This window comes from Mesorhizobium sp. M1066 (assembly GCF_040318635.1).
In the GTDB taxonomy this organism is placed as follows: domain Bacteria; phylum Pseudomonadota; class Alphaproteobacteria; order Rhizobiales; family Rhizobiaceae; genus Mesorhizobium.
The window spans coordinates 147,355-160,794 of record NZ_JAMYMR010000005.1 but is presented as its reverse complement, the minus strand read 5'-3'; the positions used below and the strand labels follow the sequence as shown (position 1 = coordinate 160,794).

The window sequence follows — 13,440 nt, the reverse complement described above, 5'->3', positions numbered from 1 at the left end:
ATTAGGACTGTTGAAACTGCCGCGCGCTTATGGTTCCATTCCTTGACGATAAGGAGATGGCCAATGCGCCTGGCGGTTCTGGCATGCCTCGTGGCGATCGGTGCGCTGTTCGGTTTGGCTTCGGCGGCCTCGGCCGGCACCAGGGTGGTGGTCAAGACGCGGACCTACGACATCACCGGGAACACGGGGCTGGCGCTGATGCAGGCGATGGACAGCAAGGGGCCGAAGCACGGCTTCATGACGCATGCCATCGCGTTGACCGGCTACGCAGTGGATTGGGACCTTGACACCAGCCAGGACAATGGCGTTTGCCGCTTGCGGCGTGCAAACGGCACGCTCAATCTCTTCTATACATTTCCGCGTGTCGCCTCGGCCACCACTCCGACGCTCCGGAAGCGCTGGACGCGGTTCTTCGCCGGCGTCCGCGCCCATGAGGAAACCCATGGCCGCATCGCCAGGGAGATGATGCGGGCCACGGAAAGATCGATCTCCGGCCTCAGGATTGCCGACGACCGGTTCTGCTACAAGACACGTCGCGAGGCACAGCGACGTATCAAGGCCACCAATGCCGCATATGAGGCCAAGCAGCTCGCTTTCGATGCGCGCGAGCATCGCGATGGCGGCCATGTCCAGCATCTCGTCGTCGCTTTGGTCAGGCCCTGATCCTTCAGCCTGGCGTCTTGCCGGTCTGGCTTATCGCCGCGGTCGCGGTTTCATGTTCGTCGAGCGGCTTTTGCTGGTTCAGCCTGAGTGAGAACTCCACCATGACCGGGAGGTGATCCGAGCCCGTGTCCTCCAGCCGTGTCGCGGAATGGATGGTCACGCCGCCCTTGCTGAAAACCTGGTCGATCGGCAGGCCGGCGAAGCGCCGCAGCAAGTCCGGCAGCTTGATGTGGATCCAGGTCGGGCCGGCGGACGGCATCACGGTCAGCCCGCCAAGCGCCGCGACCCGCCGCACGGCGGCACTCCACGGCGTGGCATTGCAGTCGCCCGCCATGATGGCCGTCTCGCCGAGCGCGGAAAGCGGCTCCGTCAGCTCACCGATCTGCCAGTACTGTTCGCGTGGCCAGGGCCAGCTGAGATGGATCGCGGCGACATCGACGTCGATGCCGCCGAAGTCGACGGTCGCTGTCGCCATGGCGCCGCGCCTTTCGCAACGCGCCTCGGTGCCGGCGGCAAAGGGTCGCCGCGAAAGCAGCGCGACGCCGAATATGCCGTTGGGATAGGGACAGAGGATCCGGTATGGATAGGCGCTGCTTATATAGCCAAGCTCGGTCGCCCACATCGCCGATACCTCGTCCAGGGTGATCACGTCGGGATTGGTCCGACCGATCAGCGACAGCACCTTCTTCGGCGTCGGATTGTCGTAGCGCAGGTTCATCTGCAGCAGCTTGTAGATCGCGCGGTCTTCGTTCTTGGCTTCATAGGCGGCCTGAACCGGCCACAGGCGGGAGAAGGACAGCGACCCGGAAGTGGTGGCGAAGGCCGCCACGGCAAAAAGCAGTGCCACGGCCGCCTGCAGGCGAAATGTCGTGGCCAGCAGCGGCAGCGCGCAGAGCGCCATCAGCACGGCAAGGTGGACGCGGAAATGCGAGAAGGAATCGAAGGCGGGATGCAGCGTTCCGAAAAACCCGGCCACCAGCGCGATCGAACAGGCCAGCATTGCCAGGAATGCAACCGAAATCAGCAATGTCCCGAAGCTCGCTCTCTCCATGCCGCCTGCTTATCGGCAGAAATGCGGCCCAATCAAGATGAGAAATGCCTACGCGATGCGTGGTATCGGCCTACTGGAACGCCGTTTCCGAAAAACTTCTGAGCTTGCGCGAATGCAACCGCTCCATCGGCATTTCCGCGAGCTTCTCCATCGCCCTGATGCCGATGGTCAGGTGCTGCGCCACCTGGCGCTTGTAGAATTCGGTCGCCATGCCGGGCAGCTTCAACTCGCCATGCAGCGGTTTGTCCGAAACGCACAGCAGCGTGCCGTAGGGAACGCGGAAACGGAAGCCATTGGCGGCGATGGTCGCCGATTCCATGTCGAGTGCGATGGCGCGAGATTGCGACAGACGCTGGACCGGGCCACGCTGGTCGCGCAGTTCCCAGTTGCGATTGTCGATGGTGGCGACGGTGCCCGTGCGCATGATGCGCTTCAGGTCGTAGCCGGTAAGGCCGGTGACTTCGGCGACGGCTTCCTGCAACGCCACCTGGATCTCGGCCAGCGGCGGGATCGGCACCCAGACCGGGAGATCGTCGTCCAGCACATGGTCCTCGCGCACATAGGCATGCGCCAGCACATAGTCGCCCAGCGCTTGGGTGTTGCGCAGGCCGGCACAGTGGCCGAGCATCACCCAGGCATGCGGCCTCAGCACCGCAATATGGTCGGTGATGGTCTTGGCGTTGGAAGGCCCGACGCCGATATTCACCATGGTGATGCCGCCATGTCCCGATTTCTTCAGATGATAGGCCGGCATCTGTGGCAGGCGGGGAACTGCGACGCCTTCACTGGGCGCGCTTTGCCCGCCCTTGGTGATGACATTGCCCGGCTCGACGAACTCCGTGTATCCGCCGCCGCCATTGGCCATCAGGTCGCGGGCGCGGGCTACGAATTCGTCGATGTAGAACTGATAATTGGTGAACAGCACGAAGTTCTGGAAATGCTGCGGCGTGGTCGCCGTATAGTGCGACAGCCGGTGCAGCGAATAATCGATGCGCTGCGCCGTGAAAGGGGCCAGGGGCCTCGGCTCGCCGAAGGCGACTTCGAAGGTGCCGTTGGCGATCTGGTCGTCGGTGCCATCGAGATCCGGCACGTCGAACAGGTCGCGGATCGGCCGCTTGATGCGCTCTGCCGTCGCGCCGTCGACATGGGTGCCTTCAAGGAAGGCGAAATGCAGCGGGATGGGTGTGGTCGATTCCGACACCGTGACCGCAACCCCATGATTGCGCATGATCAGGCGCAACTGCTCGACGAGGTAGCTTTCGAACAGGCCCGGCTGGGTGATGGTGGTGGAAAAATGCCCAGGCGTCGGCATATGGCCATAGGCCTGGCGCGAGTCGATCTGGGTGAATGAGTTGGTGGTGACGCCGATCTCCGGATAGAAGGCCCGGTAGCGCTTGCCATTGTCGCCGCCTGCTGCCGCCAGCTCTGCGAAGGAGTCGCGCAGGAACTTGGTGTTGCGGTCGTAAAGCGCCTGCAGTGCCTTGACGGCTTTTTCGGCGCTATCAAAGCTTTGCCGGCCAAAAGGCTCCGGCATGACGACAGATTCGATGGCTTGTGGGTAGATTCGCTTTTCCATGGCTCAATATAGAGACTTGGATCGGCACTTGGGAGGGGTGTCGCGACCGAAGGCGGCCAAAGCGCCGTTTTTCTTCAACCGCGCTGCAGGCTGACCAGGAGCACAAAGCCGACGCCGGACTTCTTCAGGGCAGGTGCGTCGATCGTCGAGCCGGCATCGGAGCGCATCATCGGCACGGCCAGAACCGGAGCGGCCAGAACCGCCAGGATAAGCGCCGCCCGCGGCAGAAGCCGAAGGGTCTTGAGAGCGTTGGCGGCGATGCGGTTCATGGTGTTTCAGCTTTTCTTTTCGAGGTCTTGGTTTCTTTGTTCAGTTGCGAAGATGGGTGGGGCAGGCGAGGCGGCAGGTTCTGGAACTGGCTTCGTCCCAGGCGCGGGCCGCCCGGCCCGCTTCGGCGACGAGGATGGCGAAGAACATTCCAAACAGGCTCACCAGCAGGCAAACGATGGTGAAGCGGCGAGCAAGCATTGGGTCGGTCTCCTTCAACACGCCGGAGAATGCCCTGATGCAACTGAACCGGCTCTGATGCCGGCGTTCATCTGCGGTTCAAGATGATTGACGGGGTTTCGACGGCGCCGGCGTCGGTTTGGATGGCCGCCGGCGGGTATCGAGCATCACCGGTGCAGGATGTGTCGGCAAACGAAAACGGGACCCGTCGGGGTCCCGTCCTCATGTCGCAAGGATGCGCTCGATCAGAGCTTGTGCCAGGTCTGGCTCTTGCAGATCAGTCCGCCGAGCACGCAGCCGCTCATCTTGAGAGAGGTGCCCGACAATGTCGCCTTGCCCGAATAGGTCTTGTCGTTTGCCGGATCGGTGATGTTGCCGGCATATTTGTTGTCGCCTGTCGCCTTGAGCGAGCCGATGGTCTTGCCGGCATATTTGCCGGACTTGAGCGTGATGGAAAACGAGCCGCCGCCAGCGATGGCCGCGGTATCGCCGGCCTGCGTCTTCCAATTGCCCTCGATCGGATCGGCCCAGGCCGCACCGGCCATGATCAATGTGGCCGCAAGGGCCAGGCTCACTTTTCGAAACATGTCTTCCTCCCTTTGGATGTCCGGCCGGATGCTCCGCCTCGCCGGTCTGCCGCTTACGCAAACGTAAGCTAATCCAGCTCCCGGCAAAACAAAAGCGGTGCCGCAACGGAAGAGTTGCGGATTTTGAAGGGGCCTGAATGAGCCTCCTGGCCAAGGAAATGAAACGATCGGCGCTTCGCCTTTGTCTCCCGTGGTTAGCGAAGTCTTGACTTGGCATTGGAAAATTTTCGTCAAATTTGACGCAAGCAGGCTGAATTGCTGACTTTATATCCTTAACGAATTTCCGTGTTTACCTCTTGTTTTAGCTTTGTTTTCCTCAAATTAAGCACGCCATTTAACGACGGATTCAAGCCTGCACGGCATTCTCGAAAGCATCGGAAGAGCAGCCGCCAAGGGCAAAAGAAGGCAGCTCTCGGGAGCCTGACAGGGGCCGGAAACAGGGGATTGAAATGGCACGTTTTGAAATGCTTGAAGCAGGTTTCGGCGCCATGGGGGCAACTGCCCAGGCCGACATCCTTTTCGAACTGGGCATGATGTATGCGACCGGCCGCGATTGCGAGACCGATGTCGTTGCCGCCCACAAATGGTTCAACATCGCCGCCATCAAGGGCTCGGCCCGCGCCGCGGAACTGCGCTCGGAACTGTCGGCGGCCATGTCGAAGGTCGAGATCGCCACGGCGCTGCGCGAAGCCCGCGAATGGATGACCATGCACTGAAATCTGCCAATCGCGGACAGGTCCATCGAAGACAGGGAAGCTCCGGGATCAAGGCCGCACAGACGGCCAGACCCGGCGAAATCGAAGGCCGCGCAAGACGGTCACGAAGGCAAGAGAAAGAACGTGGCAGGCCGCAAGGCTCAGCTGTGCGCGACACGGGGAAGGCGAGCGGGATTCTTAGGCGCGAGAGTGCCCGGAGATTGCTCGACGGACAAAAAAGCCACGACCAGCCGGAACAAGGCTGGCGTGGCTTTTTGCGTGGATGACGTCTTGCAGGCCCAATCGAGCGGCGCCAATGCGCCTAGACAGGCCGAATGAAGGATGAAATTGTCCGGCCTCTCTGGAAGAAGCGGGGCCGGGGCGGCCGCGCGTGAGTGGAGGAGTTCTACCATCATGAAAAAATTGAGTATTTTGAACGCGGCCATATTCGGCCTGATGATGAGCACGCCGGTTGCATTCGCCGATGACATCACCTTTGCGGTGATCGGCCCGATGACCGGACAGCTCGCCACCATCGGCGATCAGTTCAAGCAGGGCGCACAGGCCGCTGCCGACGCGATCAACGCCGCTGGCGGCGTCAACGGGTCGATGATCAAGCTCGATATCGAAGACGACCAGTGCGATCCCAAGCAGGCCGTGTCGGTTGCCAACCGCGTCGTCGCCGATGGCGTCAAGTTCATCGACGGCCATGCCTGCTCCGGTTCGAGCATTCCGGCCTCGGCCGTCTATGCCGAAGCCGGCGCGCTGATGATGAGCCCGGCTTCTTCCAACCCGGTGCTGACCGACGCGGCCGCCAAGGCCGGCTGGCCGACGATCATGCGCCTTTACACGCGTGACGATGCGCAGGGCGCCTTCATCGGCCCATGGATCGCCAAGAAGTTCGCCGGCAAGAATGTCGTCGTCCTGCATGACAAGAGCGCCTACGGACAGGGCGTGGCTGACGCTGTCAGGGCAACGATGAATGCCGGCGGCCTCAAGGAGGTCTATTATGACGGCATCAATGCTGGCGAGAAGGACTATTCGGCTCTCGTCACCAAGCTCAAGGATTTGAAAGCCGACGTTGTTTATTTCGGCGGCTATCATCCAGAAGCCGGCCTGATCCTGCGTCAGTCGGCGGAACAGAACCTGAAGTTCCAGCTGATCATGCCGGACTCCATCGCCTCGCCCGAATTCTGGCAGGTTGCTGGCCCGGCCGGCGAGGGCACCATGTTCGTCTTCCCGTCGGATCCGCAGGCAAAGCCGGAAGCCAAGGCAGCCGTCGAGAAGATCAAGGCCGGCGGTTTCGTGCCGGAGGGCTTCACGCTGTTCTCATACGCCACCATCCAGGCATTCGCCGAAGGCATCAAGCGTGCCGGCAGCGACGACCCGGCCAAGGTTGCCGAAGCGCTGAAGAACGGCACGCCGATCAGCACCGTTGTCGGTGATGTCACCTTCGATGAGAAGGGCGACCTCAAGAATGCCAGCTACGACATCAACCAGTGGCATGACGGCAAATACGCGCCGATCGCGCAGTAATCACCGCCCTGGCGACTGGATAGCATAGAGAAATGGCCGGGGTCGTCCCGGCCATTTTCTTGTTTGCCCTGTCGTTGGCCTTCCGAACCGTCAGCTCACTGCTGTGGTCGCAGCATTGTGCTCCTCGACGAACCGCACCAGCACCGTCCCGTCGGTCACCTGCGCGCCCTCGGTGGCGATCTCGGCGATCACGCCGTCATGCGGCGCGGCGATGGTGTGCTCCATCTTCATCGCCTCCAGGATCAGCAGCGGCTGGCCCTTGATCACCGTATCGCCTTTTCCCACGCGCACCAGCTTGACCAGTCCCGGCATCGGCGCACGCAGGCTGCCGGCGCTTGCCGCCGCCTCATCGGCCCGTGCCAACGGGTCCGGCACGGCGAAGGTGTAGCCAACGGCGCCTTCGAACACGGTGATGTGGCCGGGCCAGCGGGCAAGGCGCGGCGCGGCGCGAAAATCATGCGAATTGGTGTCGTCATAGGGCTTCTCCAGCGCGACCTGGAAGCGCCCATCCGGCCGCACCGAAACCTTCGCCGCGATATTGTCTTCGCCGAACTTCAGCCATGTGCGTCGCGCCACACTGTGGAAATGGGCATAGCCGGCAAGCGACGACCACGGATCGTCTGACAACGGCGATGCTCCGCCCCCCGAGGCTGCGATTGCGGCCGCGGCTATGGTTTCTCCGCTTGGCGGCGCGACCTCGGTCAGCGCCGTCTGGTACCTGGCGATCAGGCTGGTGTCGACGTCGCCTGCGGCGAAATCCGGATCGGCGGCGAGAGCGGCAAGAAAGGCGGTGTTGACGGTCGAGCCGGCGATCTCGGTCCGGGATAGCGCCGCGCCAAGCGCTTCCAGAGCCGCCTGGCGGTCCGTGGCGTGGACGACCAGCTTGGCGATCATCGGATCGTAGTACGGCGAGATGGCGTCACCCGCCCGCACGCCGGTTTCGATGCGCATCGTGGCGCCTTGCGGGGCCGCGTCTGGAAATCTCAGATGATGCAGCGTGCCCGTTGCCGGCAGAAAACCTTTTGCCGCGTCCTCGGCATAGATGCGCGCCTCGAAGGCATGGCCGGTAAGCGCGATCTCGCTTTGCGTCTTCGGCAGCTTTTCGCCGCTGGCGACCCGCAACTGCCACTCGACCAGGTCGGTGCCGGTCACCATTTCGGTGACCGGATGTTCGACCTGCAGACGGGTGTTCATCTCCATGAACCAGAAGCGGTCGGCCTTCAGGCCCTGCGAGGCATCGACGATGAACTCGATGGTGCCGGCGCCTGAATAATTGATCGCCTTGGCGGCCTTCACCGCCGCATCCGTCATCGCCTTGCGCAAAGCCTCGGTCATGCCGGGCGCGGGCGATTCCTCGATCACCTTCTGGTGGCGGCGCTGCGCCGAGCAGTCGCGCTCATAAAGGTGCACCGCGTTGCCGAAATTATCGCCGAACACCTGCACTTCGATATGGCGCGGCTTGTCGACATATTTTTCGACCAGCACGCGGTCGTCGCCGAACGCGGCTTTCGCCTCGCGCCGCGCGCTGGACAACGCCTCGGAAAACTCATCGGGATGCTCGACCCGGCGCATACCCTTGCCGCCGCCGCCGGCGCGTGCCTTGATCAGCACGGGATAGCCGATCTCGCGTGCCTTGGAGGCAAGCAGCACGATCTCCTGCGCCTCGCCATGGTAACCCGGAACGACCGGAACGCCGGCCTTTTCCATCAGCCGCTTGGCCGCGTCCTTCAGCCCCATGGCACGGATCGAGGCCGCCGGCGGGCCGATAAAAATGAGCCCCGCCGCCGTCACCTGGTCGACGAAATCGGGATTTTCCGACAGGAAGCCGTAGCCGGGATGAATGGCTTGTGCGCCGGTAGCCAAGGCCGCGGCGATGATCTTGTCACCGCGCAGATAGCTTTCGCCGACGGGCGAGGGGCCGATATGCACCGCCTCGTCGGCCATCTCGACATGCAGGGATCTCGCGTCGGCATCCGAATAGACGGCGACAGTGCGCACACCCAGTTTCCGAGCCGTGCGGATGACACGACAGGCGATCTCGCCGCGATTGGCAATCAGGATCTTGGCAAACATGGAGCCTCCGCATGTAAGGCTCGCAGTCCATGGGAAGCAGGGCGCTTGAACACCCCCCTCTGTCCTGCCGGCCCCCGCAAGGAGGGAGATTGGCAGCTTTGCCCTCGCTGCGAACCTTCAATGTTGGAATTTGGCGAAAGCGATAGCGACAGTCGATCTCCCCCAAAGCGGGGGAGACGTCCGGCAGGACAGAGGGGGGTACGGTCCAGCGAGCCATTCCAGCCCTCGGCGTAGACCTCTCCCTTACCAAGGCAGTGCTCTACCTTGCGGTCGGTAGTATCTATTTCGATGACGAAATTGCGCAGCCGCCACTCGCGGTCTTGAGCTTCCACCGTGTCAAGCCGGCCTGGCAATTGCGTAGCGCCGTCTCTTCCGCCGCCTTCTGGGACGGCGCGTTGAGCTTCGTCCCGCAGACAATGTAGAGGTCGACGACACGCGAATAAAAGGTTGTGGCGTAGGCCGAATGGCCGCTCGCCGCGACGTAGCCCTTGTAGGCAACGTTGCATTCGCCCGAACCCAAGGTCGGCGGAAAACGCACGTCTCCCTTGCGTCCTGCGAGCGATTCCGCCGAGCCGACGCCGGTCGCTGTTAATATTAGAAATATGGAAAGTATCGAAGCAGCCGTTCCCTGGCAATATTTCAGTTTCATTTCCAGCCTGTCCCCATTGCCCCATGCTGGATAAGCAGTATCGAATATTTTGCCTCGCCGCCAGTTCACTGTTTGAGATTCGAAGCCGCCTATGCTGATGAATCGGTTGGTCCATACAGTTCAGCCTTTTCCCACGGCAGCAACGGCCTGCCGGTATAGTTCCGCCGTTTGTCCGTCGAAGTTGACCGTCCATTCTCACATCCGAAACACGCCGAAGCGCGTGTCCTCGATTTCGGCGTTGAGCGCAGCGGACAGGCTGAGCGCCAGCACGTCGCGGGTCTTCGCAGGGTCGATGATGCCGTCGTCCCAGAGGCGTGCGGACGAATAGAGCGGATGGCCCTCATGCTCGTATTTCATCAGGATCGGCTTCTTGAATTTCGCCTCTTCCTCGGCGCTCCATTCCCCGCCCTTGCGCTCGATGCCCTCGCGCTTGACCATGGCCAGCACCGTCGCCGCCTGTTCGCCACCCATTACTGAGATACGCGCATTCGGCCACATCCACAGGAAGCGCGGCGAATAGGCGCGGCCGCACATGCCATAATTGCCGGCGCCGAACGAACCGCCGATGATGACGGTCACTTTCGGCACGCGGGCGGTGGCGACCGCCATCACCAGCTTGGCGCCGTCCTTGGCGATGCCGCCTGCTTCATATTTTCGACCGACCATGAAGCCGGTGATGTTTTGCAGGAAGACCAATGGGATCTTGCGCTGGCAGCACAGTTCGATGAAGTGCGCCCCCTTCAGCGCGCTTTCGGAAAACAGCACGCCGTTGTTGGCGATGATGCCGACCGGCATGCCATGGAGATGGGCAAAGCCGGTGATCAGCGTGGTGCCGTAATTCTGCTTGAACTCGTCGAATTCGGAACCGTCGACGATGCGCGCAATCACCTCGCGTGCGTCATAGGGCTGGCGCAGGTCGGTCGGCACGATGCCGTAGAGTTCATCCGCCGGATGAAGCGGCGGAATCGATCTCTGTAAGTTTAGGCTTACAGTCTTGTTCCGATTCAGGTTTTTGACGATGCGGCGGCAGATGGCGAGCGCATGGTCGTCGTCCAGCGCATAGTGGTCGGCAACACCGGAGAGCCTGGTGTGCACATCGGCGCCGCCAAGATCCTCGGCACTGACATCCTCTCCGGTTGCCGCTTTCACCAGCGGCGGACCGCCGAGGAAGATGGTTGCCTGGTTGCGCACCATGATCGTTTCGTCCGACATCGCCGGCACATAGGCGCCGCCCGCCGTGCAGGAACCCATGACGCAGGCGATCTGCGGAATGCCTGATGCCGACATGTTGGCCTGATTGTAGAAGATGCGGCCGAAATGCTCGCGATCGGGAAACACCTCGTCCTGGTTGGGCAGGTTGGCGCCGCCGCTGTCGACGAGGTAGATGCAAGGCAAATTGTTCTGCAGCGCGATCTCCTGCGCGCGCAGATGCTTCTTCACAGTCAGCGGATAATAGGTGCCGCCCTTCACCGTGGCGTCGTTGACGACGACCATCACCTCGGTGCCTTCGACGCGGCCGATGCCGGCGATCATTCCGGCCGAAGAGATCTCCTCGCCATACATCGACCATGCTGCGAACTGGCCGATCTCGAGGAAGGGCGAGCCGGTGTCGAGCAACTGGGCCAGGCGCTCCCGCGGCAACAGCTTGCCGCGCGAAACATGCCGCTCGCGCGCTTCATCCGAGCCGCCGCGCTCGACGGTGGCCGCCTTCTCCGCAATGTCGGCGACCAGCGCCCGCATGCGCTCGGCATTGGCATGGAATGCTTCGGAGGAGGGGGATATCTGGGTTTGCAGCGTAGCCATGCTATACCCCCTCCGCCATGATCTCGCGGCCGATCAGCCAGCGGCGGATTTCGCTGGTGCCGGCGCCGATCTCGTAGAGCTTGGCGTCGCGCAGCAGGCGGCCGGTCGGATAGTCGTTGATGTAGCCATTGCCGCCAAGCAGCTGGATGGCGTCGAGCGCCATCAGCGTCGCCTTCTCGGCGGCAAACAGCACGCAGCCGGCGGCATCCTTGCGCGTCGTCTGGCCGCGGTCGCAGGCGGCGGCAACGGCATAGACATAGGCGCGCGCGGCGTTCATCACCGTGTACATGTCGGCCAGCTTGCCTTGCACCAGCTGGAACTCGCCGATCGCCTGGCCGAACTGCTTGCGCTCGTGCACATAGGGGACCGCCACGTCGAGGCACGCCGCCATCAGGCCGATCGGGCCGCCGGCAAGCACGGTGCGCTCATAGTCGAGGCCCGACATCAGCACCTCGACGCCGCGGCCCTCCTCGTGCAGCACGTTGTCGAAGGGCACCTCGACATCCCTAAACACCAGCTCGCCGGTGTTGGAGCCGCGCATGCCGAGCTTGTCGAGCTTTTGCGCCACGGAAAACCCGGCAAAAGCCTTCTCGACGATGAAGGCGGTGATGCCGCGCGAGTTTTGCTCCGGATCGGTCTTGGCATAGACGACCAGGGTCTCGGCATCCGGCCCGTTGGTGATCCACATCTTGGTGCCATTGAGCACGTAGCGGTCGTTGCGCTTTTCGGCGCGCAGCTTGAGCGAGACGACGTCCGAGCCGGCGCCGGATTCCGACATCGCCAGCGCGCCGACACGCTCGCCCGAGCACAGTGGCGGCAGGTACCTTTCCTTCTGCGCCGGCGTTCCCCAGCGGTTGATCTGGTTGACGCAGAGATTGGAATGGGCACCGTAGGAGAGGCCGACCGAGGCCGAAGCGCGCGAGATTTCCTCGACGGCGATCACATGCGCGAGATAGCCCATGCCGCTGCCGCCGAAATCGGGATCGGCCGTGATCCCAAGCAGGCCGAGCGCACCGAGTTCACCCCACAGATGCGCCGGAAATTCGTTCGAGCGATCGATGTCGGCGGCGACCGGAGCGATCCGGTCCTGGGCGAAGCGCCGCACCAAGTCGCGCAGCGCCTCGATCTCCTCGTCATGCCCGAAGCTGAGCGTGTTCGTGTACATGCTTTTCCTCCCTGCGCATGACCCCGAAAAATCGACTTTGATTTTCGGAAAGGGATCATGCGCGAAATCAAAATGCTGCAGCGTCCTTTGCGCGTCCGAAGGGACGCGCGGCGCTGTAGGCGTCGATCTTCGCGCCGACGAGCCGCATTGTCATTGAAAGATATGTCGCCGTTACTTCAGCGATCGACAGCCGTTCGCCCGGCCGAAACCAGACGATGACGCCGGTCATCATCTGGATCAGCGCCATGGCCGTCAGCCCGGTGTCGTCGATGCTGAAGGCGCCCGTCTCGTCGCCATCGCGCAGGATGGCGCGCAGTTCCTTCTCGTAAGCTGTGCGCATACGCAGTATCTGTGTCAGCCGTTCGGGCGACAGACTGCGCAATTCCATGTTCGACACATGCGTGGCGTGCCGTCGCTCGATGTGAAAGGCGATGTGGTTTTCGACATAGGCCGAGAGCCGTTGCGCGGGATCTGCGCTGACGGGGCGGGCGGCTTCCCACGCATCGGTAAGACCTTCCATGTGCTCGCGCATCAGCGTGAACAGAAGCTCTTCCTTGGTTGGAAAGTAGCGGTAGAGCGCGGCCGCCTGGACGCCGACTTCGCTGGCCAACTGACGCATCGACATCGCCTCGTACCCAAGGCGCGCGATGAGGTTGACCGCTGCCTCACGGATAGTCGCTTCGGTCTTTTCGCCATCGGACCCAGCGGTGCGTGCCATGTCAGCTCCCCTGCGGAGCAATAATAAAACGAACGTTCAATTAATTCAAGGCGCCCGATCCAAACTCACCTCCATGCAACGATCCTGAACCCAACAGAGGCGTTTTCTGCCACCAACTCCTCGATGTCGACCTTGGAAACAGAAGCTCCGGCCGGCCCTTCCCAGAGGCGCTTGATCATTGTCGAGACCGCTTCATCAAGGCCTGCAATTTGCGTCGTTACGGACCCATCCGCTTCATTGCAAACCCAGCCCGCAAGACCAAGGCCTGTGGCCTCATCCCGGGCCCATGCTCTGAAGCCGACGCCTTGCACATTGCCGTAGATGCGCGCCTGCACTTTCCTGCGATGACCAGTCATGAATCTCTCCAAGCCTGTCTCGTTAAAATCTGGTGCATGGCTCAGGGAATGCAACATGAGAGTTGCGCGCACGACGCAATAGCTGGGCCCTCTGGCTTTGAAATTCATTGACTCAGTCCAT

General features: G+C 62.2%; 14 protein-coding genes. 3 read left to right on the top strand and 11 right to left on the bottom strand.

Annotation, left to right across the window (positions count from 1 at the left end):
* Positions 1-63: 63 nt before the first annotated feature.
* Positions 64-663, top strand: coding sequence for a DUF922 domain-containing protein (locus NKH52_RS10300; protein ID WP_352730646.1), 600 nt, complete (start codon positions 64-66; stop codon positions 661-663).
* 4 nt (positions 664-667) lie between these two features.
* Here NKH52_RS10300 and NKH52_RS10295 read toward each other — a convergent pair whose 3' ends face one another.
* The 5 genes from NKH52_RS10295 to NKH52_RS10275 form a co-directional block, all read right to left on the bottom strand.
* Positions 668-1,714, bottom strand: coding sequence for an endonuclease/exonuclease/phosphatase family protein (locus NKH52_RS10295; RefSeq protein WP_352730644.1), 1,047 nt, complete (start codon positions 1,712-1,714; stop codon positions 668-670).
* A 70-nt stretch (positions 1,715-1,784) separates the two neighbouring features.
* Entirely contained in the window at positions 1,785-3,248 is a 1,464-nt protein-coding gene (locus NKH52_RS10290) for an AMP nucleosidase (protein ID WP_245273264.1), read from the bottom strand.
* A 116-nt stretch (positions 3,249-3,364) separates the two neighbouring features.
* Positions 3,365-3,559 carry a hypothetical protein gene (locus NKH52_RS10285; RefSeq protein WP_127292634.1) on the bottom strand — a complete coding sequence of 65 codons (195 nt, stop codon included), beginning with the start codon at positions 3,557-3,559 and terminating at the stop codon, positions 3,365-3,367.
* 40 nt (positions 3,560-3,599) lie between these two features.
* Positions 3,600-3,758 carry a hypothetical protein gene (locus NKH52_RS10280; RefSeq protein WP_352730643.1) on the bottom strand — a complete coding sequence of 53 codons (159 nt, stop codon included), beginning with the start codon at positions 3,756-3,758 and terminating at the stop codon, positions 3,600-3,602.
* Between the two features lie 224 nt (positions 3,759-3,982).
* A complete protein-coding gene (locus tag NKH52_RS10275) occupies positions 3,983-4,324 on the bottom strand; it encodes a DUF2147 domain-containing protein (RefSeq protein ID WP_027035768.1) in 342 nt (113 codons plus the stop codon).
* 449 nt (positions 4,325-4,773) lie between these two features.
* Between NKH52_RS10275 and NKH52_RS10270 the strand changes: the two genes are divergently transcribed.
* A complete protein-coding gene (locus NKH52_RS10270; RefSeq protein WP_013532614.1) occupies positions 4,774-5,040 on the top strand; it encodes an SEL1-like repeat protein in 267 nt (88 codons plus the stop codon).
* Positions 5,041-5,433: 393 nt separating this feature from the next.
* Positions 5,434-6,555 carry an ABC transporter substrate-binding protein gene (locus tag NKH52_RS10265; RefSeq protein ID WP_109662624.1) on the top strand — a complete coding sequence of 374 codons (1,122 nt, stop codon included), beginning with the start codon at positions 5,434-5,436 and terminating at the stop codon, positions 6,553-6,555.
* Positions 6,556-6,645: 90 nt separating this feature from the next.
* Here the strand turns inward: NKH52_RS10265 and NKH52_RS10260 are convergent, their stop codons facing one another.
* The 6 genes from NKH52_RS10260 to NKH52_RS10235 form a co-directional block, all read right to left on the bottom strand.
* Positions 6,646-8,628: an acetyl/propionyl/methylcrotonyl-CoA carboxylase subunit alpha gene (locus NKH52_RS10260; protein WP_352730640.1), complete on the bottom strand. Its 1,983-nt coding sequence runs from the start codon at positions 8,626-8,628 to the stop codon at positions 6,646-6,648.
* A gap of 280 nt (positions 8,629-8,908) precedes the next feature.
* Positions 8,909-9,277: a hypothetical protein gene (locus NKH52_RS10255; protein WP_352730835.1), complete on the bottom strand. Its 369-nt coding sequence runs from the start codon at positions 9,275-9,277 to the stop codon at positions 8,909-8,911.
* A gap of 195 nt (positions 9,278-9,472) precedes the next feature.
* Positions 9,473-11,080 (bottom strand): carboxyl transferase domain-containing protein, encoded by a 1,608-nt coding sequence (locus NKH52_RS10250; RefSeq protein WP_352730638.1) that lies wholly within the window; start codon positions 11,078-11,080, stop codon positions 9,473-9,475.
* A gap of 1 nt (position 11,081) precedes the next feature.
* A complete protein-coding gene (locus tag NKH52_RS10245; protein ID WP_352730636.1) occupies positions 11,082-12,245 on the bottom strand; it encodes an isovaleryl-CoA dehydrogenase in 1,164 nt (387 codons plus the stop codon).
* A 67-nt stretch (positions 12,246-12,312) separates the two neighbouring features.
* Positions 12,313-12,963, bottom strand: coding sequence for a TetR/AcrR family transcriptional regulator (locus NKH52_RS10240; RefSeq protein ID WP_352730634.1), 651 nt, complete (start codon positions 12,961-12,963; stop codon positions 12,313-12,315).
* 65 nt (positions 12,964-13,028) lie between these two features.
* On the bottom strand, positions 13,029-13,319 hold the full coding sequence (locus NKH52_RS10235; protein WP_352730632.1) for an acylphosphatase: 291 nt from the start codon (positions 13,317-13,319) through the stop codon (positions 13,029-13,031).
* Between the last annotated feature and the right edge of the window lie 121 nt (positions 13,320-13,440).